Source organism: Lacticaseibacillus salsurae (genome assembly GCF_045862175.1).
Classification (GTDB): domain Bacteria; phylum Bacillota; class Bacilli; order Lactobacillales; family Lactobacillaceae; genus Lacticaseibacillus; species Lacticaseibacillus salsurae.
Window position 1 is genome coordinate 1 of sequence record NZ_BAAFZI010000040.1, and the last position, 22,773, is coordinate 22,773.

20 protein-coding genes, 1 pseudogene and 1 riboswitch are annotated in these 22,773 nt (G+C 48.8%); of the genes and pseudogenes, 19 read left to right on the top strand and 2 right to left on the bottom strand.

From position 1 onward, the window contains the following. Positions 1-1,072: ISLre2 family transposase (locus ACKTSG_RS10450; RefSeq protein WP_407894538.1), on the bottom strand; the 1,072-nt coding region annotated here is incomplete at its 3' end. A 142-nt stretch (positions 1,073-1,214) separates the two neighbouring features. Between ACKTSG_RS10450 and ACKTSG_RS10455 the strand changes: the two are divergent. From ACKTSG_RS10455 to ACKTSG_RS10530, 16 genes and pseudogenes are all read left to right on the top strand, one after another. Continuing rightward, positions 1,215-1,742, top strand: a pseudogene (locus ACKTSG_RS10455) (substrate-binding domain-containing protein); the annotation flags it as partial. A gap of 243 nt (positions 1,743-1,985) precedes the next feature. Continuing rightward, the gene (gene sufC, locus ACKTSG_RS10460) at positions 1,986-2,753 is read left to right on the top strand and encodes a Fe-S cluster assembly ATPase SufC (RefSeq protein ID WP_407894540.1); all 768 of its coding nucleotides are present in this window, start codon (positions 1,986-1,988) and stop codon (positions 2,751-2,753) included. Continuing rightward, a complete protein-coding gene (locus ACKTSG_RS10465; protein WP_407894542.1) occupies positions 2,746-3,759 on the top strand; it encodes a SufD family Fe-S cluster assembly protein in 1,014 nt (337 codons plus the stop codon). Before sufC ends, ACKTSG_RS10465 begins: the two co-directional genes overlap by 8 nt. Further along, complete coding sequence (locus tag ACKTSG_RS10470) at positions 3,752-4,948, top strand: aminotransferase class V-fold PLP-dependent enzyme (protein ID WP_407894544.1); 1,197 nt, start codon at positions 3,752-3,754, stop codon at positions 4,946-4,948. The genes ACKTSG_RS10465 and ACKTSG_RS10470 overlap by 8 nt, the downstream gene beginning before the upstream one ends. After that, positions 4,935-5,378, top strand: a complete 444-nt coding sequence (sufU, locus tag ACKTSG_RS10475; protein ID WP_407894546.1) for a Fe-S cluster assembly sulfur transfer protein SufU — start codon at positions 4,935-4,937, stop codon at positions 5,376-5,378. Before ACKTSG_RS10470 ends, sufU begins: the two co-directional genes overlap by 14 nt. Further along, entirely contained in the window at positions 5,371-6,807 is a 1,437-nt protein-coding gene (gene sufB / locus ACKTSG_RS10480; RefSeq protein WP_407894548.1) for a Fe-S cluster assembly protein SufB, read from the top strand. Before sufU ends, sufB begins: the two co-directional genes overlap by 8 nt. 180 nt (positions 6,808-6,987) lie before the next feature. Next, positions 6,988-7,368 carry a DUF1694 domain-containing protein gene (locus tag ACKTSG_RS10485; RefSeq protein ID WP_407894550.1) on the top strand — a complete coding sequence of 127 codons (381 nt, stop codon included), beginning with the start codon at positions 6,988-6,990 and terminating at the stop codon, positions 7,366-7,368. Between the two features lie 8 nt (positions 7,369-7,376). Continuing rightward, positions 7,377-8,345 carry a DUF2785 domain-containing protein gene (locus tag ACKTSG_RS10490; protein WP_407894552.1) on the top strand — a complete coding sequence of 323 codons (969 nt, stop codon included), beginning with the start codon at positions 7,377-7,379 and terminating at the stop codon, positions 8,343-8,345. 323 nt (positions 8,346-8,668) lie between these two features. Next, on the top strand, positions 8,669-9,529 hold the full coding sequence (locus tag ACKTSG_RS10495) for a helix-turn-helix domain-containing protein (protein WP_407894554.1): 861 nt from the start codon (positions 8,669-8,671) through the stop codon (positions 9,527-9,529). An 80-nt stretch (positions 9,530-9,609) separates the two neighbouring features. Further along, positions 9,610-9,762, top strand: a complete 153-nt coding sequence (gene rpmG, locus ACKTSG_RS10500) for a 50S ribosomal protein L33 (RefSeq protein ID WP_054718962.1) — start codon at positions 9,610-9,612, stop codon at positions 9,760-9,762. Between the two features lie 134 nt (positions 9,763-9,896). Then, positions 9,897-10,415 carry a GNAT family N-acetyltransferase gene (locus ACKTSG_RS10505; RefSeq protein WP_407894556.1) on the top strand — a complete coding sequence of 173 codons (519 nt, stop codon included), beginning with the start codon at positions 9,897-9,899 and terminating at the stop codon, positions 10,413-10,415. Between the two features lie 124 nt (positions 10,416-10,539). Next, positions 10,540-11,091: a hypothetical protein gene (locus tag ACKTSG_RS10510; RefSeq protein ID WP_407894558.1), complete on the top strand. Its 552-nt coding sequence runs from the start codon at positions 10,540-10,542 to the stop codon at positions 11,089-11,091. Positions 11,092-11,338: 247 nt separating this feature from the next. After that, a complete protein-coding gene (alsS, locus tag ACKTSG_RS10515) occupies positions 11,339-13,012 on the top strand; it encodes an acetolactate synthase AlsS (RefSeq protein ID WP_407894560.1) in 1,674 nt (557 codons plus the stop codon). Between the two features lie 15 nt (positions 13,013-13,027). Further along, positions 13,028-13,735, top strand: coding sequence for an acetolactate decarboxylase (budA, locus tag ACKTSG_RS10520; protein WP_407894562.1), 708 nt, complete (start codon positions 13,028-13,030; stop codon positions 13,733-13,735). Between the two features lie 73 nt (positions 13,736-13,808). Further along, positions 13,809-13,978, top strand: a riboswitch (Lysine riboswitch). A 116-nt stretch (positions 13,979-14,094) separates the two neighbouring features. Continuing rightward, positions 14,095-15,504: an amino acid permease gene (locus ACKTSG_RS10525; RefSeq protein WP_407894574.1), complete on the top strand. Its 1,410-nt coding sequence runs from the start codon at positions 14,095-14,097 to the stop codon at positions 15,502-15,504. Between the two features lie 136 nt (positions 15,505-15,640). Further along, a complete protein-coding gene (locus ACKTSG_RS10530) occupies positions 15,641-16,429 on the top strand; it encodes a hypothetical protein (RefSeq protein WP_407894564.1) in 789 nt (262 codons plus the stop codon). Positions 16,430-16,539: 110 nt separating this feature from the next. Here the strand turns inward: ACKTSG_RS10530 and ACKTSG_RS10535 are convergent, their stop codons facing one another. Then, a complete protein-coding gene (locus tag ACKTSG_RS10535; RefSeq protein WP_407894566.1) occupies positions 16,540-18,069 on the bottom strand; it encodes a helix-turn-helix domain-containing protein in 1,530 nt (509 codons plus the stop codon). Between the two features lie 517 nt (positions 18,070-18,586). On the opposite strand from ACKTSG_RS10535, the gene ACKTSG_RS10540 reads away from it, so the two are divergent. The 3 genes from ACKTSG_RS10540 to serS all read left to right on the top strand — a co-directional run bounded on the left by ACKTSG_RS10540 (position 18,587) and on the right by serS (position 22,336). Continuing rightward, positions 18,587-20,137 carry a helix-turn-helix domain-containing protein gene (locus tag ACKTSG_RS10540; protein ID WP_407894568.1) on the top strand — a complete coding sequence of 517 codons (1,551 nt, stop codon included), beginning with the start codon at positions 18,587-18,589 and terminating at the stop codon, positions 20,135-20,137. Then, positions 20,124-20,792, top strand: coding sequence for a Crp/Fnr family transcriptional regulator (locus tag ACKTSG_RS10545; RefSeq protein ID WP_407894570.1), 669 nt, complete (start codon positions 20,124-20,126; stop codon positions 20,790-20,792). Before ACKTSG_RS10540 ends, ACKTSG_RS10545 begins: the two co-directional genes overlap by 14 nt. A gap of 263 nt (positions 20,793-21,055) precedes the next feature. After that, the gene (serS, locus tag ACKTSG_RS10550) at positions 21,056-22,336 is read left to right on the top strand and encodes a serine--tRNA ligase (protein ID WP_407894572.1); all 1,281 of its coding nucleotides are present in this window, start codon (positions 21,056-21,058) and stop codon (positions 22,334-22,336) included. Positions 22,337-22,773: the final 437 nt, after the last annotated feature.

Sequence of the window (22,773 nt, forward strand, 5' to 3'; positions counted from 1 at the left end):
GCCACTTGCCGTCCGCGATTGGTACGATGCTCGTCCAGTTGCGGTCCAGATACTTGCGAAGACTGGCGACGTTCTCCGCTGCGTCTTGATCTTCAATTTCAGCGGCGATCGATTCTGCCGTATCCATGACCAATTCCACTTGCTCCCAATTGCCACTAAAAACGGCGGCCCGAAGTTTGGTTTTCAACTCCACAGGCATGACGCTGAAGCGCTGCTTAAGCTTTTGATTGAGATGATAAACATCAAGAATGTGGACGTGTTGCTTTTGACCTCTGTGACTGCGGGCAAAGACGCTAAAGGTGTCCGGCTCATAGCCGCTGCCGTTGTCACTGCCGCTAATGATCAGGGTTTTTGCTAAGTCATAATGCGCATCCAAATATGCCTTCATCCGACTAAAGACCACTTCGCGGTCCAAGCCGCTGATGACGTGCCGCTTGATAAGCATATGTCGCTTTCCATTCACGTAGACGCCTTCGCTGACCTGCAGGCGATGAACGTTGATCCGTTGATGATGTTTGATCTTGGTCTCAAAGGCGTCGCCTTCGATGAGCAATTCTGGGACGCTTGCACGCTCAGCTTTCGGTGCGGGCTTTGCGGCGGCTTCGACTTGTTCAACTTCCGCGATGTCTCGACCAACTTCCTGATACAGCTTGCCCACCGTCTGGAAGCTAATCGAACCTGGAGTCAACGCTGAAACTGCTTTGGCCACAGTGCGCAACACCGCACCTGATGACAGCTCCGCTACGCGTGCCATAAATAATGGGGAATACCGCCGTCCCCGAGAGATCCCTAACGCTTGGTCAAGCGGATAACTTTGTACACCAGAAGCGTCGATCACCAAGCGGCGCTCAAACTGGACTGTGCCAAACAAACACTGGATCGAGCGCTTGTCCTTGCGTGTAATTTGCCAATCTGCTTTGCCAAGACACAGCTTAGCGTCAAACGCTTCTAGCGCTTGTGCTACCGCGGCACAAACCAGTTGGGCGATTAGTGGGATCAATCCCTCCTCAAATTGAATAAATGACTCAGTGGACTTCAATAATTCACTCGCTACTGTTACAATTGGTTCCATGGAAGATCGCTTCTCTCTACTTGTTGTGTGGTAACTCAATTAGAGGACAAGCGGTCTTCTTTTGTCAAACCGTTTTTCGGGGTATCCTATTACTTACTTTTCCCTCCCGAGGAATACTTTACACTAAGAACAAGCGGCCCCAAATGTGGAATTGGTGATCCGGGTGCTGAATTGTTACGACATTTATGCCCAAATGGTAGATGAGCAAGTGGATATCGCGGTGCATTATGATGTGCGTGATTATCCACAAAGCATCCACACCGAAGTTTATGGGACTTATGCACTGGCGTTGGTGGGCAGCCCGGCGTTATCACTGGATCAACAAGATTTCATCACGCCAAATCGCGCCTTAAGGGTGTGCGGATTGATGAATGATCCCCATGCGCGTTATTTGGAGTTGTTCAATGACTACTTGGCGGCTAAACACATTCGCTTGCAGCCGAATATGGAGCTTTGGAGTATTGAAGCGATCCGTAATTCTGCGATTTCTGGTTTAGGCGTGGCGTTTTTGCCAAAGTTTTGCGTGCAAGCGCAAATCGCATCAGGTGAGTTGATCGAATTGCCCACTGACATGACGCAAAAGCGTTTAACAGCGGTATTTGCCTATCGCCAGTTAAGTGCTGCTGGGGCATTATTTGTGCAGTTGTTGCGACAGGCGGAAGCCAAGTGACAAAACCGTTTTTGGCGTGACATTTTTTGCCACAAACTTGTGCTAATCAGTGCAAAATGTTGTGCACACCCGCGACTCACATTATTTTCAAATTTTTTATTCATCTAAGAAAGCGCTGTGAATGGCTTTTGGGTGCTTATTTTCACAATTTTAATGACAATTCGGTGATACTTGAAATTTGCCGTGCGCAATCGATTATCTTACAATAGGCATTATCCACATAATACATAGGAGGCGACGGTTGTGACCACATTAAAGATCAGTGATTTACACGTCAAAGTTAAGGAAGAACCAGAACATCCAGAAATTCTCAAAGGGGTCAACTTAACCGTTTCGACCGGCGAGATCCATGCGCTGATGGGCCCTAACGGCAACGGGAAATCAACTTTAGCCGAAACGATCATGGGCAATCCCAAATATTTGGTGACCCAAGGCGATATCACTATCGATGGCGAATCGATCTTAGATAAAGGCGTCGACGAACGGGCTCGTGCTGGCTTGTTTTTGGGCATGCAGTATCCGGCTGAGATCGCCGGGGTCACTAACGCCGAATTTATTCGCGCGGCGATCAATGCGCGCCGGGCTGACGATGATCAGATCTCGATCATGAAGTTCCTTAAGCAACTGGATGCCACCATGGACTTTTTGAAAATGCCTGAAGACATGGCGGATCGCTATTTGAACCAAGGCTTTTCCGGTGGTGAAAAAAAGCGCAACGAGATCTTACAAATGATGATGATCAAGCCGAAATTCGGTTTACTTGATGAAATCGATTCTGGGTTGGATATCGATGCGTTGCGGATTGTGGCCAATGGCGTCAACAAAATGCGCTCCCCTGAATTTGGGACCTTGATGATCACGCACTACCAACGCTTATTGGATTACATTGTGCCTGATTTCGTCCATGTCATGAAAGACGGCGAGATCATTGAAACCGGTGGCGCCGAACTCGCAAAAGAATTGGAGAAAACCGGCTACGAACACCTCAAAGCAGGTGACGCCAATGCCTGAAATGTCTTTACCTGATACGCCAAAGATCCCTTTGGCGCGTTACTTAAAACAAACCAAAGATACAACAACGGCCAAAGCGACAGTGGCGGCACCGGCAAGCGTGGCGGTTTCAGTTGATCAACCGTTAGCAATGACTGAAGCTTCCAGTTTGGATACGTGGCTACAAACCGCGCCGCAATCTCAAACTGAGATCACGATCCCAGCAAACTTCAGCGATGACACACCGATCAAGATCGTCGGCCCCAAAACCACTGGGGGCAACGTGTTGATCCATGTCGGCGCCAATGCCCATGTGGCCTTACAAGAACGCTGGGCGTCTAGTGGCGAGATGCTAGGCGTCTCTGTGGAATTAGACGCTGATGAAGGTGCGCAAATCGACTGGTTGACCTATGACGCCTTTGACGCCGAAACCGTGATCTTGCAACGTTATGCCCGCTTAGGCAAAGATGTGCATTTGAACTGGACGGTGGCCGGTTTTTCGCATAATTCCGGGGCCAGCTTATTGACCACCGATCTCAACGGCGCTGGTGCTGAAGCCACCGTGAATGTTGGGGTGTTGGCTTCTGGCAAGCAACATGTCGGCTATGTCACTGGCATCACCAACTATGGTGAAAAAACAGTCGGCCATATCAACCAACGCGGCGTGTTAGTGGATAAAGCCCACTTGGCCTTTAATGGCGTCGGCCATATCGTTCAAGGCGCGCGCGGTAGCGACTCGCAACAAGAAAATCGCGTGTTGATGTTGTCTGAAGCGGCGCGCGGGGATGCCAACCCGATTTTATTGATCGATGAAAATGATGTCACTGCCGGCCACGCCGCTTCTGTTTCGCGTGTTGACGCGGTGCAAATGTATTATTTAATGAGTCGCGGGGTCCCAGAAGCTGTGGCCAAGCGCTTAGTGATCCGCGGCTTTTTGGAAGCGGGTCTAAGTGAGATCGCTGATGGCGAATTACGCGATGAACTGTTTAAGACAATCGATGAAACGTTGGTGAATGCTGATGCGTGAGAACTTTCCATTTTTTGAAGCCCATCCGAATTTGGTGTACTTAGATTCTGCTGCCACCAGCCAAAAGCCAGCCAGTGTGCTTAAAGCGCTACAAGACTACTATGTTAACGACAATGCCAATGTCCATCGCGGTTTGTACAAGTTGGCTTATAACACCACAGAAGGCTTTGAAGCGGTGCGCGGCAAAGTGGCGGACTTTATTCATGCAACGCGCCCAGAAGAGATCACCTTCACTCGCAGTACCACTGACGGGTTGAATTTGGTGGCGTCAAGTTTTGGCCAAATGGTGGTCAAACCAGGCGACGAGATCTTGGTGTCTGGTGCGGAACACCACTCCAACTTCATTCCTTGGCAACAATTGGCCCACCGCGTTGGGGCGACTTTTGTGATCGCACCGGTGAAAGCCGATGGCGACACCGACGTTGACCAACTCAAAAAGCTGATCACGCCAAAAACCAAGATCTTGGCCGTGGCGCAAGTGACCAATGTTTCTGGCGGCTTAGTGCCAGTGCGGCAACTGGCTGATCTGGTGCATGCCCAAGGCGGCTATCTCGTCGTCGATGGCGCCCAAGCCGTGCCACATATGCCAGTAGACGTGCAAGCCATTGACGCGGATTTTTATGCTTTTTCTGGGCACAAAATGTATGGGCCAACTGGTTCTGGCGCCTTATATGGCCGCTATGAATTCTTCGAACAAATGCCGCCAGTGCAATTTGGCGGGGAAATGATCGATGAAGTGCAAGATCAAACCACTAGCTGGGCGGAAGTGCCGTTGAAATTTGAAGCTGGCACGCCAAATATTGCCCAAGTCTTTGGCTTAGGTGCGGCAATCGATTTCATGCAACAACTGGACATGCCACAAGTCATGGCTGACGAAAACCGGCTGGTCAAAAAGCTACGCGCCGGCTTAGCCGAAATTCCTGACATCGTGTTGTATGGTAGCGACGCCAGCTTATCCACTGTCAGCTTCAACTTGCAAGGCATCCACCCGCATGACTTGGCGACATTTTTAGATGAACAAAATATTGCCGTGCGCGCTGGGCATCACTGTGCCCAACCGCTGATGGCGCGCTTAGGGATCCCAGCGACGGCTCGCGCTAGCTTTGGGGTGTACAACAATGACGCTGATGTGGATCAGTTAGTAGCGGCAGTGAGTGCTGCAAGGAGGTACTTCCATGGGCTTGACTAAACTGGATCAAATGTATCGGCAAGTGATCTTGGATGAAGCGTATCATCCGCGCCATCACGGCAAACTTGACGCACCGACGCATGAGATCACCTTGCGCAACCCCAGCTGTGGGGATGTGTTGACGCTAGATCTTAAAGTCGCTGACGGCAAAGTCAAAGATGCCGCATTTTCTGGTAGCGGCTGTACCATCTCTCAAGCCAGCGGCAGTTTAATGACAGAACAGATCATCGGCCACACCCCAGATGAAGTGCAAGACATGGTGGCCACATTCTCAGATCTGGTCATCGATGGGGAGAATGATCACGAAGACTTGCTTGGCGACGCGGCGATCTTAAAAGGCGTCCATCAATTTCCAGCGCGGGTCAAATGCGCGATGCTCGCTTGGAAAGCCGCCAGCCAAGCTTTAACGGAAGGTGAAGCGAATGCCTGAAACCAAAAATACCAAAAACAACGAAACCGTAGCCGATACCGTTGATTTCTTACCAACCGAAAATCCTGGCGACTTTCATGATGATATCGACCCAGTGTTTGACACTGGCCGCGGTTTGACTGAAGATATCGTCCGCGCGATCTCAGCGGAAAAACAAGAACCACAATGGATGTTGGACTTTCGCTTGAAAGCCTATCACACGTATTTAAAGATGAAAGCGCCAGACTTTGGCCCTGATCTGTCGGATCTGGACTTAGACCGGATGCGCTATTACATCAAAGCCACCGATAAAACGTATAAAGACTGGGATGACGTGCCAGACGACATCAAAAACACCTTTGATCGCTTAGGCGTGCCGCAAGCGGAACGCAAATATTTAGCTGGGGCTTCAGCGCAGTATGAATCTGAAGTGGTGTATCACAACATGCACGATGAGTTTGAAAAACTCGGGATCATTTTTGAAGATATGGATTCAGCTTTAAAAGATTATCCTGACTTGGTCAAACAATACTTCGGGACGTTGGTACATCCGACTGACAACAAGTTTGCGGCGTTAAATTCCGCCGTGTGGTCAGGCGGCTCGTTTATTTACGTTCCTGAAGGCGTCCAAACGGATGTGCCGATCCAGTCATATTTCCGCATCAACGCCGAAAACTCTGGCCAATTTGAACGCACCTTGATCATTGTGGCGCCAGGCGCCCATGTCAATTACGTGGAAGGCTGTACTGCGCCGTCTTACTCCAGCGATTCGCTACATGCGGCGGTGGTGGAAGTATTCGTCCAAGATGATGCTTATTGTCGCTACACCACCATTCAAAACTGGTCAAAAAACGTTTTCTCGCTGGAAACCAAGCGGGCTCAAGCGTTAAAGAATGCCACAATGGAATGGGTCGATGGGAACTTAGGCTCAAAAACGACCATGAAGTACCCAAGCGTTTACTTAGATGGTGAAGGCGCGCGCGGCACGATGCTATCTGTCGCCGTAGCCGGCGAAGGCGTTGACCAAGATAATGGCGCGCGGATGATCCACAATGCGCCAAATACTAGCTCCAACATCATTTCCAAGTCGATCGCCAGAAATGGCGGACGGGTGGATTATCGCGGCACGGTGCGCTTTACCAAAAAAGCGGCCAATGCCTTTTGTCATGTGGAATGCGATACGATCTTAATGGATGAAAAATCCAAATCCGACACCATTCCGTATAACGAGATCCACAACGCGACGGCAGCGATGGAACATGAAGCCAAAGTCTCCAAAGTCTCAGAAGAGCAGCTGTACTACTTAATGAGCCGTGGCATTTCAGAAGCCAAAGCCACTGAAATGATCATCATGGGCTTTGTTGAACCGTTCACCAAAGAACTGCCGATGGAATATGCGGTGGAATTAAACCGGCTGATCGGCATGGAAATGGATGGCGGCATCGGGTAATCTAAAAACGGCGCAGATCGCGCCGTTTTTTTGATGCCATGATTTAAAAAAATAATCGCAAAAAATGTTCTCACCGCGACACTGTCTAGCCAAATGACGTGACAGCGGCGACTTAAAAGGCGTTAAAATAGGTCCTTGAAGCTGGCTGTGTTAAAATTGAATGTATAAGGAGGTGACACGATGGCTGACGATCTCAATGAATTTATCAAAGCCAAGGCGTTAGGGATCCCGACAATCAAACCAGATGAAAAGCGGGCGTTTTTAGGCAACTTTCGCGAACGCGTGGCCATGGCCGTCACCGTGCGGCAGTTACATGACGAGCGCATTTTCAATTTGTTGGATTCGGTGCTTGAACGCTACCCTGGCTATCGCATCTACTTGAATGGCCGCATGCCTCAAAGCGTGATCACCCCTTATATGCAACAAGCCTTGGCGCATGATTACGCGTTTACCATCATGGCGCAATCGGGCATGCGCGTTGAAAAGCCGATCACTGCCGACGATTTTGGGTGGGTATTAGCGCACCCAACGGAAAAAATCACCCGACCGATTTTATTATAGGAGCACTCATGGACGAAGTAGCAAACACGTATCACGCATTACAACCACTATATGAACAACTGTTGGCAGGCAAGAAATTTGTCAGTTTGCCCGCCAGCATCCAAAAGATCATGGCCAACATCACCCCAGCTGCCGCCACGCCGGTGATCGTGCCTAGTGACGGCATCGCGGCGCTGGCGAAGATCCAAGCGTTGAATACGCGCAACAAAGGGCAAAAAATGCCGACGTTAAGTGATGATGAGCTCAGTTTTTTGGTCGATCATTTAGGGAGTTTGGAACCGGCAGTGCGCGATAAAGGCGTGTTTTTCACGTTAGGCGATTGGCTGCAAGGCGGCGGTGCGACGCCACTTCAGATCCAGTGGTTGTTCAAGCGGCTACAAGCGCCAGATGTGTTGTTTGCCCATATTCTAGAACCGGATAACGATGCGGTGTTCTTACGCTCGTTTGCGGTGATGATCTTAAGTGCCGTGATCTATGCCGACCGCAACACCTATCATGTGTTATCTGCGCAAGACTACAGCGACTTGATGTTGCCAGTGGCCACTTATATCGCCTTAGAACAAGATGGCCGCGGTTATGTGGAAAACAAAGGCTGGGCCCATGCGTACACGCATATCGGCAATTTGTTAGATGAACTCAGTGATGTCAATTCTTTGACCCGTGCCCAAAAAGTGTTTTTGATGATGGTGGCGTTGACGGGTTGGCAGCGCATGGCGCATCCGCTGATCTACGGCGAAGACCAGCGCTTTGCGTTATATTTGACCAACTTAGCGTCAATGCATCAGTTTTACGCCCAGTCGTTGGTGATGACCTTGACGGCTTGGCAAAAACGCCTGCGCCATGTGCAGCCGCAAGAATCGCAAGCCTTTTGGAATCGCTGGTATAACCGCTCGCGATTGTTAGAAGCTTGCATCATGCGCGCAGATATGCCGCAAGTGGTGGTGGATTATTTGCAAAAGATCATCGACGCTTATTGAACTTTCGACTTTTTTGAATAATTTTTTAGGATTCTAAGTGACCTGTTGGAAAAGACTGTTGCGTTGCAAGTTAGACCCGTTCTAAACAGCGCTATCATCACGTTTGAAAATGAATGTTTTCTAACGGCGATGACAACCCTGTCATTGAAGCCTCATGTAAACCGTCATTAATTCACAAACAAAAGTCAGATAATAGGCGCTTTTCAGTGTGACGTGACAATAATACTGGTCAGCAACAATATTTTTCAGTATAATCACGGTAACACAGTGATATTTTCATGACTTATATGATTGTGAATGAGTAAAGTATGGGAGTGAACGTCATGCAAAAGACACAGCCGGCGCTACGCATCCTGGGGGAACGTGTGCGTCATTACCGCAAGTTGAAAGGTTTATCGCAAGCAGAGTTGGCCAAAGGCATTTGCACGCAAGCGACGATCTCGTTGATCGAAAAACGCAACAAAGTGCCTAGCATGAACATTTTAGTGCGCTTAGTCGAGCGCTTAGGGGTGACAATGGCGGATATCGTGGTGGAAAACCGCGATAAAACGCAACAGATCTTATCTGCAGTGGAAAAGCTGGTGCGACACAGCGAATTTACCACCGCCAAAGAGACTTTGGCAAAGTTAAATGTGGATAAGTTGAAAAATAGCGACGATAAAAAGCGCTATTACTACTTCCGTGGCATGATCGAGTTATTTGCTGAAAAAGCCCCAGACGAAGCGATCTACTACTTCGGCCGGGTGCTCAACCCATTGGTGACACGCGAACGCGATTTGTTGGCGATCATGGCCACCTTAGGTCTGGGCTTGGCTTATGCGGAAAAAGGCGCCCAAGAACGCGCGCGGGTGTATATCGATCAAGCGCTGGGTTTATTGAAAGGGATGCCGCTGAAAGAAGCCAAATATCTAGATGTGGAATTGACCATTTATTGGCATACCGCGCGCATTTACTTTGAATTAGGCGAATATCAACAAGTGCTCAAACATGTGGGGGCTGGCATTGAAGTGGCAGTTAGTCATGACTCACTGTTTTTGCTGGATGAGTTGTATGCGTTGCGCGCCCAAGCTATGGAGAAGCTTGGCGATCAAGAAGCGGATGCCACTTATGCCATTGCCAAAGCGCTGGCTCGGGTGAACCAGTCGCGTAACTTGGAAACTTTTTTGAATACCGCCACGGCTTAGTCAAGAAAAATTCCTTGACAAAAACTTGAGATTCGGTATGATAAATAAGTTAGTTTAAATCTAAAAGCGAGGTGAAGAACATGCGTGATAACATTTTACTTGCATGCGCTGAAACCGGCGAACGGATCTACCTGACTTCCAAAAATAAGCGTAACACGCCAGACCGTCTTTCTTTGAAGAAGTATTCTCCAAAGTTGCGCAAACGCGTTACCTTTACTGAAGTTAAGAAGTAATTCTTTCGTCGTCTACGGCCGTGACGACCAACCGCTACTTGGGCAATTTGCTCAAGTAGCGGTTTTTTCTTATTTCGCGCTGAAATTGTGCCTGGCGCTTGAATGCTTTACACTGAAATTAAGGAGGTGGCGACATGCATTTAGTCGGCAAACGCATCGTGATCCGCGATTTTTCATTGGCAGATGCGCCAGCTTATTTGAAAGTTGCGTCAGATCCGCAAGTTTGCGCACCAGCGGGGATGACGCCTTTGGCAAGCCTTGATGACGCCAAAGCCGCCATCAACCGCATGCGCGCGCAACACACAGATTTTGCCATTAGCTTAAATGATCAAGTCATTGGCAATATCGGGGCTTATCAGCCCGCCCAAGATCCTGAAGATCCTGAGTTTTTGACCCGCGAATTAGGCTATGCGCTGGCGCCGGCATATTGGGGGCAAGGCTTAATGGCAGAGGCGCTGGAATTAATGTGTGATTTTTTGTGGTTGGCTGGCGTCACTGAAATTTGGGCGGCAGTGTATCCTGACAACCAGCGCTCGATCAATTTGCTGCAGGCGCATCGCTTTATTTATCAGTATCAAGTGCCGATCCCAGCTGGGCTGCAGCAAGGCGGACAACAGGTTGAAGCTTATTTTCGGCGCTTGCCGATTGCATGAAAAGTCACTTTTTTATCGTTTCCTGAACGCAAAATTATTTTTTCATTTCAATTTGAAAAGAACGGTCGTGGGATGCAATAGATAATGCTATAATGAAATCAACATTTCAGGTGGAGGTTTCAGTATGAGTTCCCAAACAGAGTATGATCAGGTCTATGCCAAACGTATGGCCGCAATTGAACGCGATCACCAACTTACCATTTTATCCAGCATGAATCAGCCCCAGTCAGACTCGCAATCGAAGGCGACCCAATACATCGTTTATACCGACTACAAGCCTGACAAACCGGCCAAAAGTTTCACCATTTCGGTGTATACACCGTTTGAAAACGTCGACAAATATGGGCATTCAAAAGCTGAGTTCCAATCTCAATTGTTGTTTGATACCGACCGTTGGCAAAACAAAATGCATATCACCGTGTTGGAGACTTTAGGCAGTGAAAGCCGCTTAGCGTTTTATGATTTCCAAAACATGGGCTTGGCCCAATTGGCTTTGAAGGCGTTCATGAACTTAGCCCGCAAAGCTGAAGTCGGCAAAATCGACGGCAATATCAGTTCATTTGACAAAGATAATTATGCCAAACTCAAACATATCTTTGAAAAGTACGACTTTGATTTCCAAATGACCGATCCCAAACAAGGCATCGGTAAGATCAGCAAGACCCTTAAAGATTAATGCAAACGCCAAGGCCAAGTGCCTTGGCGTTTTTTTTGCAAAAAAGTTGTGCGCCAGAAATTTTGCAGTTATGATAGCGATGAATGCAAACGCTTCAGTCGTTGATAAACCACGATATGAATACAGATAATTTATGAAAATGAAACAGTGAAAGCCATATTGTGCAACGTTTCATTTGAATCTTCTAGTTGCATTAATACACATCCGTGGTAATGTATATGACAGATAAACCGACAGGAGGCACAACATGTCAGAAGAAAAGCGCTACGGCGCAGATTTGATCGTCGATAGCTTAGCAAATCACGGGGTCGATTACGTTTTCGGGATCCCTGGGGCCAAAATCGACCGCTTATTTGAAAAGCTGGAACATCCCACCAACCCAAAAGCTCCGAAATTGATCGTGGCGCGCTATGAACAAAATGCGGCCTTCATGGCTAGCGGCATCGGCCGGATCACTGGCAAACCTGGCGTGGTGTTGACCACTTCTGGCCCTGGGGCGTCTAACTTAGCCACTGGCTTGGTCACCGCCAATGCGGAAGGCGACCCAGTGTTGGCGATTTCCGGGCAAGTCAAGCGTGCCGATCTGTTGCGCTCAGCCCATCAAAGCATGAAAAATGCCGACTTATTTGCACCGATCACCAAATATTCGGCCGAAGTCCAAGATCCTGATAACGTGTCTGAAATCATTGCCAATGCCTATCAAGCCGCCGAATCTGGCAAACAAGGGGCTAGCTTTGTGTCCGTACCGCAAGATGTCACCGATGCGCCAGTCACTTCTGAAGCCATCCGTGCGATGAACGCGCCAAAGCTTGGCCCTGCCAGTCCTGCTGATATGACTTATTTGGCGCGCCAGATCAAAGATGCGCAATTGCCGGTGTTGTTATTAGGCATGCGCGCTTCTAGTGCGGCGGTCACCAAAGCCATCCGTGAATTGTTATCTGTCAGCGAATTGCCAGTCGTGGAAACGTTCCAAGGCGCAGGGATCATTTCGGCTGATCTTGAAGACAACTTCTTTGGTCGTGTGGGCTTGTTCCGCAACCAACCAGGCGATCAGTTGTTGCAACGCTCTGACTTGGTGATCACAATCGGGTATGACCCTGTCGAATATGAACCGCGTAACTGGAACGCTGATGGCAAAGCGCGCATCGTGGTGATCGATCAAGCGCCAGCTGAAATCGACCACAACTTCCAGCCAGAAACCGAACTGATCGGCGATATTGCCCAAACCTTGGAGATCTTGACGCCATTGGTGCGTGGCTATCAAGTCGCGCCTAGTGCCAAGCGGTACTTACAAGCCCAACAAGCGAAGCTACAGGAACGCGACGTGCCACCAGCATTAGCGGATCAGCAATATTCCCATCCGTTAAGTATCGTCGCCGAACTGCAAAAACGCGTCACCGAGCATATGACGGTGGCGGTGGATGTGGGGAGTTTTTACATTTGGATGGCGCGGCATTTCCGCAGCTACCAACCCCGCCGCTTGCTGTTTTCTAACGGCATGCAAACGTTAGGGGTGGCGTTGCCTTGGGCGATCGCCGCGACGTTGGTGCGCCCGAATGAAAAGGCGATCTCCATTTCTGGGGATGGCGGCTTCTTATTCTCCAGCCAAGAGCTGGAAACAGCCGTGCGCTTGCACGCCAACTTGGTCCACATTATTTGGAACGATGGCCATTACGATATGGTGAAATTCCAAGAAGAAATGAAATATGGCCGCTCTGCCGGCGTTGACTTTGGCCCAGTGGATTTCGTTAAGTATGCGCAAAGTTTTGGCGCCACTGGTTTACGCGTTGAAAAGCCAGAACAACTTGGTGACATTTTGGATCAAGCGTTTGCCGCTGACGGCCCAGTGGTGGTCGATATTCCAGTGGACTATTCGGATAATTTAAAGCTGTCTGCAGACATGTTGGAAGATCAATTCTGATCGCCAGCAAAAAGGATGACGATGAAACTTTATCAACATGGCACGTTAGCCAATTTAGTTCCAGGTTTGTTTGGCGGGACCTTGTCGCTTCACGACTTGTTGCAACACGGAGATACCGGCATCGGGACCTTGGCTGGCTTAGATGGTGAATTGATCATTTTACACGGCACAGTGTATCAAGTGGCCGCCACTGGCAAAGTGCGCCAAGTCGCTGAAAGCGAAACGGTGCCTTTTGCCAATGTCCATCACGCTGATTTCACGCCAGCAGGTCGTTTGCATGAGGTGGGGGATGCGCAGTTGCGCGACACGTTGGCCCAAAAATTGGTGTCGTTGAATGTGTTTTCTGCCGTCAAGCTGACAGGGACCTTTGCGCAAGTTACCACGCGGGCAGTGGCTGGGCAAAAGCGGCCTTACCCGACGCTTAAAGCCACCGCGCAAGCACAAAGTGTGTTCACCAAAGCCAATGTCACCGGCACGATCATCGGCTATTATTCGCCGAAGTTATTTGCCGGGGCTGCAGCGCCTGGGTTTCACTTGCACTTTTTAAGCGATGATCATGAATTTGGCGGGCATTTGTTGCATGCAGATGTTGCCCAAGCTGACTTGGCGCTACAAGCGTTTGACAGCTTGGATCTGCATTTGCCGCTGAATGACCTTGAATTTCAACAATTAGACCTTGATAGTGATCAAATCGTTGCGGATATCGAACTTGCTGAGAAGTAAGTGAGAGTGCCGTGAGAGCCGCTGGCATCTGCTGGCGGCTTTTTGCTATACTGTAATTTGAAAAAAATTGAATCCAATCTTTAGAGGTCGCGTCAATGATCAGTCAGCTGCTTTGGTGGGTGTTGCCACAATGAAAGTTGCTTAAAGGCATTGACGCCGAAAGGGAAGCCGCCACACCGGTCGAACTTGGGACAAGTCGGGAATACCGCTTGGACTGTCGCTTGGCGATGTGCTAATGAACCCGATTTTGGCGCGCGCTTGGCGGCGCTTTTTCTTTGGTCAAATAAGGGAGTTTCGTTTTGGCAGATAAATCTGAACATAATCAAGTGGCCCGCTCACTGAAAACGCGGCACTTGTCGATGATCGCTTTAGGGGGATCGATCGGCACTGGCTTGTTTGTGGCCAGCGGTGGCGCTATTGCCAATGCTGGTCCAGGCGGCGCGATTTTGGCATATTTAGGCATCGGGGTGATGGTGTTTTTCCTGATGACCAGCTTAGGGGAAATGGCCACCTACATTCCAGTGTCTGGCAGTTTTTCTGAATATGCTAGCCGCTTTGTCGATCCCGCAGTCGGTTTTGCGTTAGGCTGGAATTATTGGTTCAACTGGGCGATCACCGTTGCCGTAGACATTGCCACCACGGCGATCGTGATGCACTTTTGGGTACCGGCGATCCCTGGGTGGATGATCAGTTTGGCATTTTTGCTGCTGATTTTTGTGATCAATATTATTTCCGTCAAAAGTTTTGGCGAAACCGAATATTGGCTGTCGTTGATCAAAGTGATCACCGTGATCGTGTTTTTGATCGTTGGGGTAATGACGATTTTTGGCATTTTAGGTGGACAACACATCGGCTTTGCCAATTACCATTATCACGACGCGCCATTTGTTGGCGGGTGGCCGGCGACGTTATCGGTGTTTGTGGTGGCTGGATTCTCGTTTCAAGGCACGGAGTTGATCGGGATCACGGCTGGGGAATCGGAAACCCCTGAGATCAGTATCCCCAAAGCCATCAAGCAAGTGTTTTGGCGGATCTTGCTGTTTTATATTCTCGCCATTGCCGTGATCGCCGCGATCATTCCATACACCAGCCCGAACTTGCTTGGGGCTTCAGCGTCTGATGTGGCGATTTCGCCATTTACCTTGGTGTTTAAGCGTATCGGCTTGGCCGGCGCAGCCAGTGTGATGAACGCGGTGATCTTAACGTCAGTGTTGTCGTCGGCTAATTCAGGGATGTACGCGTCGACGCGCATGCTTTGGGCGATGGGCAACTCTGGATTTGCCCCAAAGATCTTTGGGAAAACCAATAACCGCGGCGTGCCGCTACCGGCGTTGTTAGCGACCACGGCAGTGGGCGCGTTGACCTTTTTGTCCAGTATTTTAGGGCCGAATGTGTACCAGTTGTTAGTGGCGGCTAGTGGCTTGACTGGCTTTTTAGCCTGGCTAGGGATCGCGGTGTCGCATTACCGCTTCCGGCGGGCGTTTGTGGCACAAGGGCACAAATTGTCTGAATTGGTTTATCATGCCAAGTGGTTCCCGATCGGGCCGATTTTAGCGATCGTGATGAGTTTGATCGTGATCTTAGGGCAAGATATCAGCTCGGTGACCCATTTCGCTTGGGACCGCTTGTTGATCTCTTATATGTCCATCCCCTTATTTATCGTGTTGACGGTATGGTACAAGCTCAAACACAAAACGCATTTGTTATCACTTGATGAAATCGACTTAACGCCGCATCGCGATCATCGCAAAGAAGCACCCAAACCATAACCTCAGTCCATCGGCAAGTGCCGGTGGGCTTTTTGTCAGGCTGATGTATTCGCCAAGAGTTAGCTTGCCATCAGCAAAGATTGACAACGCTTTCTTGACTCGCTACAATTGAGTAGCAAGAAGTGGAGGCGACAGTATGCGTATGACCCCAGAGGTTAAGGTGTTTTTATACATGGTATCGATGGCTGATGCCCAGCAAACGCTGCAAGATCCGCGCTGGCTGGAACGTTATCATCTCGATCCGCACAGAACCTTCGCCAAGTTACAAAGCCATGGCTATTTACAAGCTGTGGCCACTGGCAATGAGTTGACCGCCAAGGCGCGCAAAGTCTTGGCTGATATTGACGATTGGTTATGGATCCATGAATATTATCTGCCTGGGGTGATCGATTTCCCGCTGGCCAAACGCATGGCCTATCGCACTGACCTGCAAGGGTACCCGTTGGTGCAAGCGTTGTTGGAGCAAGCGGAAACTGACGCAGCAGGCGACCCTGATTATCTGGCGTTGTTGTTGCGCCATCAGCTGAAGTTAGAATTTAGCACCCATCACGATCACGCCGCGATCAAAACCTTGATGCAATTGATGTATTCAGAACTCGACGTGCAAAACGACGTTGATCTGAAAGCCTTTAACTACCATAATTCTTGGTTGAAAGTCACCAATTTTGAAAAGCAACTGCTCAAACAGCTGTTGGGCCGCTTAGGTCAAACGGTTGACGATTTTGAAATGGCTTTTTCCCAGTGGTTGCAAACCATGCCTAGTCACGGCCGCTTTTTCACCAATTTTGAAGTGATGACCATTGTAATGTATGAATTAGGCAATGACGATCGGCGGTTGGACGATTTGTATCATACCGCCGCCATGCGGCATTTGGCCCAAAATGCGTGTCAACAAAATACCCAGCCACATTCGGCCACAGGTTGACTGAAACTTGGCTGTGCCATTTGTCCAAAACGCAAAAGCGCCCATGCACCGCGATTCTAAAAAAACGGAATCGCAGCGCATGGGCGCTTTTGCGTTTGGCTAAACTGTGGTTAGGCATCAGGTGCCAAGCTAGGGGATAACGCCACCAAGCGGCTGTTGTGCAAGGCGGCTAGTTTTTCATATAAGTGATGATAATCGCTCCCATTGGCATCCAAGTCCCAAATCAGCGACGCTTCTGGATAGTTGGTGGTGAAGGCTTTGGTTTTCGGGGCGATCAACATGCTGGATTCGGTGATCAAAAAGTCGCATTGGTTCAAGGCATCGGCATCTTTTAAGCGATCGACAAACCCGATATTGTCCAAAAAAGCATGTAACCGTCGATGCAAAATATCATTTGGCTCCAATACCACTGCGACTTTCAAGCGGACCGTGGGATCATACGCATTGATCGCAGGCCCTAACACATACATCACAAAGCGGCAAAAGGCATGCGCTGACGCGTGTAACGCGGCATATTCTGGCGTTTGCGGCAAGTTGGTCACAAAGGTGTACACCCGCATGCTCAACTGATTCAATCTGACGCTGGTTTTTTTCGGCGCGTCAAAATCACTGGCTTTGCAGTAATCACACCCTAAACTCAAAAAACACGCCAACACGCGCAATAAATTCAGTTGTAACCCCAGATCGGTGTGTAACGCGACATAGCCTGGATCAGTAGGGTTGAGCAAGTCGTGTTGCATCATCATCAACACTTTGGCGGCAGTTGGCGTGGCGGTAGTCAAGCGTTGTTTGCGCTTGGTCCAAGCACTCAAGCCGATATGGCCAAACCGCAGTGCAGCGGCTTGGTGAAAGGCGATAAATTGATTTTCATAAACCAACTGCTCAGCGGTTAAGTGGGGAAACTGGCTGGCTGTGAAGTAGGCATTGGCATCAGGCAACAAGTTAGCGATTTGATGGTCTAGCGCGGCGCCATGCGCCATGCGAATGCGGCTGACGGCAAGTAAGTACAAGTCCATGTGTTGGGCTAACACATTGGTATGTAAACGCGGGAATTGTTGATATTGATGCAGCAGATCTGCTTGGGAGATCGCCACAAACGGCCAAGTGGCACCTTGGGTGGCTTGCCAATAACATTGTTGCAACAACAAGCGCAAGCACGCTTCAGGCCCGACAAAAGTCAGCGTCGGATACACCAGCTTTAAATGATACCGCGCTAAAAATGCCCGCAAGTTGGCGGTTTTGCGCATCAGAGTCGATCGTGACACAAAATGTTCATCACAAAAACGATCCAAACTGGGCTGATGGCCTTGCACCACCTCATCAAAAAACTGCCAAGCCAAGGCGTCTTGAAACTGTTGGGTGATATATAAGTCTAATGAAACGCTGTGCGGCGCCGCTTGGATCAAGCGCTCACGCATGTCTGCAGGCGTTTGCTGGTATAGATCAGCGAGATCTGCATTAAGTTCTTGAAATAAATTATAGGCGCGCTGATAAGTGAAGCCCAACTGCTCTGCCAAGTCGGCGATCGTGATCCCAGCATGAACGCGGCGGCATAAAGCGGCTAATAAAGCGATTTTTTGCTGGGCGGTTTTTTCGAGAAATACCGCTTCAAACTGCATGGTGTCACCCCTTTGATCCATTTTCCAAAGTCATTATATCAAATTGTCAAAAAAATACTACTGGTTAGTTGTGGTTTCGCGGCAAGGCGATTCAACCCTGTCGAGCCACTGTAGATGTAATTGGTTTCCTAAATTTTGAACCCGCGTCAAAAAATTGCATTTGTGTAATCGATAATCATACAAAATGTGCATCTCGATGGGTTAAGCCAACAGATCGTCTGAACAAAATTCAGCCATGTATCCGCATTCTTCAAAGCGAATCATGACCGCTTATCAGCCGAGCGGTTTGCCAAATGACTACGCCCAGTTGCATTTCTGCAAAAATTCGGCGGAAAAGTTGAAAGTGAGCGGTGAGGCAGATCAGGGATGATTTCCGAAAATAGCCGCGGTTTTGATGGGGTTTTGGCGGCGGCGTCATTTTTCATAAAAGTTAATTTGAAAAATGGTATTGAATGCGGGTATAATTATTTTAGAATAATTGTCAACTTTATCACTGGAGGAATTCTATATGCGAGGTCGGGAAGATATATTCCTGTCAATGTCTGAAACTGAAAAAATGAGCCTATTTCGGCGCATCGTCAACGCACGAGTCGCCCAAACGCCAGTTGAAGACCGCTTAGCGCTGGAACGAGACAACAAGCCGCTGGTCAAAGACGTGAATCTTAAACAGATCGCGTCATTGACTGGCCGCAACTACGGCAGTGTTTACAACACCTATAATGGTTTAGTCGAAGCCTTAGAGATCATGACGCACCACAAAGATGCGCCCACCAAAAAACTGTTTAATGAACCTTCTTCTAAAGTGCGGTTGTTTTTTGTCCAACAAGGCCAGCCTTACAAGTTCTTAGAAGCGCTGTTGTATCATCGCTATGAGAATTTTGAAGACTTTTTGGAACATGAAGACACCTCAAAAGCCACCATGCTGCGGCATTTAAAGCCGGTACGTGATTTTGCCCGCAAGTTTGGCGTGCGTTTTTCTTATGAAACGTTGAGCTTGCAAGGTGATGAAAAACGCATCCGGGTATTTTTGACCATTATCTTTTGGATGGCCACTGATGGCGCCGGCTGGCCATTTGAAGAAGCTGATCGCGAGCAAAAAGGCCGCGAGATCGATGCCATCATCAATATGTTTGATATGGGCCAGCCCAACTTGGTTACGCGTGAAATCGCGATGTATTATGGGGCAGTGGCGCAACAACGTGCCAAAGAAGGCCACAGTTTGTCACTGCAAGGCAACCGCTTTGCGTTGAAGTACCCAGTGCCGAATGTGTTTGAAGAATTAAGCGAACAACTTGACCCAGCACCACAATTTGGCCCGATGTCCATTGGCGAACAAATGGGCGAATCCGCGGCGTTGTTCTTCTTGTTCAACTTCTTGCCATTTTATGTGACCACTGGGACTGACATGTCGTCGACAGTGGTGAAGCGCTTTGAACGCTACAACCCAGAGATCTACACGCTAGTCACCGAGTTTTTGACCAAGTTGCCCGTCAGCTTTATCGCCGATGGCTTGTTGCCAAAAGCGACGATGAACATGTTGTTGGCGAATTTGTTGGCAGTGACCGTGTCGATTTTGGAATTTGGCGAAGATCTGACTGAAACCATTGCTTATGAAGTCAATGGCAAGTTGCATCAAATGCCAGAAAACCCGACCTTGCGCAAGAAAACTCGGCAAACTTTGGAACACATCGTCTTTAGCCATGAGCTGGATGATTTTTCTGATCATTTGGATGTGTTGACGGATAGCTTTTACCGCAATGTGTTGCAACTGGTGGTGCAATTCGTCCCACCAGTCAAAGTCAAAGTGGCGGTGGTGATCGAACAAACCTTGCTGGGCTACATCGATTTGTTGGCCTTTTTAATGAGCCAACCTTGGGTCGAATTATCGTCACCGAATGAAGAAAGCCTTGATCAAGCCGACTTGGTGATCATGTCGTCAACTGTGCCAGATGTGCAACAAAAGAAAGGTGACGCGTTGACCTTTAAATGGGCTTCCACGTCATCTAATGACTGGTATGGCGAATTGTATTCGACTTTGCGGCAGATCTGGGATGACAAATTGAGTGTGAGTGGCGATGGCGACTACTAAGCCAGAACATTTGTGTGTGGCGGCGGTGCCGATTTTCAAGCCGCTTCCACATGCGCAGTTAGAACAAATCGAAGCGTTGGTGCATCATACCCATTTTGCGGCCAACAGCACCTTATATTTGGAAAATAGCCCAGCCAATGCGTTGTATATTTTGCATGCTGGTGCGGTGAAAATCGTGCGCTCTAGTGCCGATGGCCGCCAGCAATTGTTGCGGGTGTTGCATCCGGGAGATTTTGACGGCGACCAAGGCTTGTTGATGGATCAACAACATCAAGCCCAAGCTGTGGCCATGGCGCCAGTGACCGCTTGTGTCTTATATAAAAAAGACTTTCAAACCTTGTTGGCCCAATATCCGGCCATTGCCAGTCAAGTGATCGCGGCTTTGGCGCAGCGCATCGCTGCGTTAGAGACGCAAACGACTTTGGTGACCACGGCTGATGTTGCCACCCGCTTGGCGCATTATCTTGGCGAATTAGCCGAAGAGTTAGGGCCAACGTTTACCTTGCCGATGAAGAAGAAGGAATTGGCTGAGTTTTTAGGCACCACGCCAGAAACGTTAAGTCGCAAATTGCGGGAATTGGAAGCGGCCAAGGTGATCAAACAAGGCCCTGGGCGCAAAGTGACGGTACTGGATGCCGAGGCGTTTGAAGACTAGTTGTCAAAGCAGGCAAGATGCGTTATTCTAAATGCAACAAACACAATAACAGCGCCTATTTTGGGGAGTCAGAGACGAAGCGGTCGGTGCGAGCTTCGAATCCCCATATTCCAGCGCAAGAGTGGGCATTAATCATGCACGGTCGGATCCGTTACCCCAGCAGAGTGTAGCCAATTGGCTGAACTTTGGGTGGTACCGCGGAAAAAAGAGCCTTTCGTCCCAAACGGATGGGGGCTCTTTTTGTGTTTTTATAGGAGGATAAGATGTTAGATATCAAGTTATTGCGTCAAAAGCCAGACTGGGCCAAGGCAAAATTAGCCGCTCGTGGTGTGAAGCCTGAAAAAATCGACGAAGTATTGGCCTTAGATGAACAACGTCGCGCGATCATTCAAGAAACTGAAGGCTTAAAAGCTCGCCGCAACACCGTTTCTGATGAAATCGCCAAAGCTAAGCGCGCCAAAGCTGATGCCAGCGAACAAATCAAAGCCATGCGTGAAGTCGGCCAACAAGTCGGCAAACTCGATGGCCAACTCAAACAAGTCGCCGAACAGATCAAGCAGATCTTAGAACGCCTCCCAAACTTCCCAGCTGATGATGTGCCCATGTCGCTAAACGAAGACGACGCTCGTGAAGAATATAAGTGGGGGACGATCCCAACCTTTGATTTCAAGCCTAAAGCCCACTTTGAAATCGGCGAAGACTTAGGCATTTTGGACTTTGAACGGGCGGCCAAAGTTTCTGGTGCGCGCTTTGTTTACTATATCGGTGCTGGGGCGCGTTTGGAGCGAGCAGTGTACAACTTCTTTTTAGACGAACACTATAAAGAAGGTTATACCGAAATGATCACGCCTTATTTGGTCAATGATGATTCGATGTACGGCACTGGCCAATTCCCTAAGTTCACTGAAGATGTGTACAGCATCACCAATGACGATCAAAACATGACCTTGATCCCAACGGCAGAAGTGCCGTTGGTCAACTTCCATCGCGACGAGATCGTTGACGCGAATAAATTGCCTGAATCATTCACCGCTTTGTCGCCAGCTTTTCGTTCTGAAGCCGGTTCTGCCGGCCGCGATACCCGTGGGTTGATCCGCATGCATCAATTCAACAAAGTCGAAATGGTCAAGTTCTGTAAGCCAGAAGACTCTTGGCATGAATTGAGCAACCTGATCCATGACGCTGAAGACTTGCTGCAAAAGCTGGGCTTGCCTTATCACGTGATCACTTTGGCGTCTGGGGATGCTAGCTTCACCAGTGCCAAAACCAATGACTTGGAAGTATGGCTACCAGCGCAAGATCGTTACCGTGAAATTTCCAGTTGCTCCAATTGTACTGATTTTCAAGCGCGCCGTGCCAATATCAAATACCGTGATGAAAACGGCAAGCCGCAATTCGTGCACACGTTGAATGGTTCTGGCTTAGCAGTCGGCCGTGCAGTTGCCGCCATTTTGGAAAACTACCAAAACGCTGACGGCAGTGTCACGATCCCAGATGTCTTAGTGCCATACATGGGCGGCCAAACCGTTATCACCAAAGCTTAAAGTCCCATCCAAGACCAGCCAAGTGCTGGTCTTTTTTGTCGGGTGCGACAGTTTGCAAAACTTAATTGCAAAAAATCCTTGACGCTAATGACAGGGGTTGGTATGATATCAAAGTTGTCTTTTTGATAACACCGGCGTTTGCAAAAAGGTCAGCAAAAAAGTTGTTGACACTTTCTGAAAATGTTGGTATGATATAAAAGTTGTCGCAGGGGCGTTTGAAGCGCTTCACTGAAAAAGTTCTTGAAACTTTTTCTTGACAACGAGCTGATAGTTATGATAAACTTATGAAGTTGATTGCAACTATCAACAAGGTAGTCCTTTGAAAACTGAACAAAGTTTCGTAAATGTGATAGGGCTTTTCTTAATTGAAAAGAATTAAACATGAGCGAAGTCAATTCGCTAGTAAATCTCGGATCTAAAGCTTCGGCTTTAGTGAA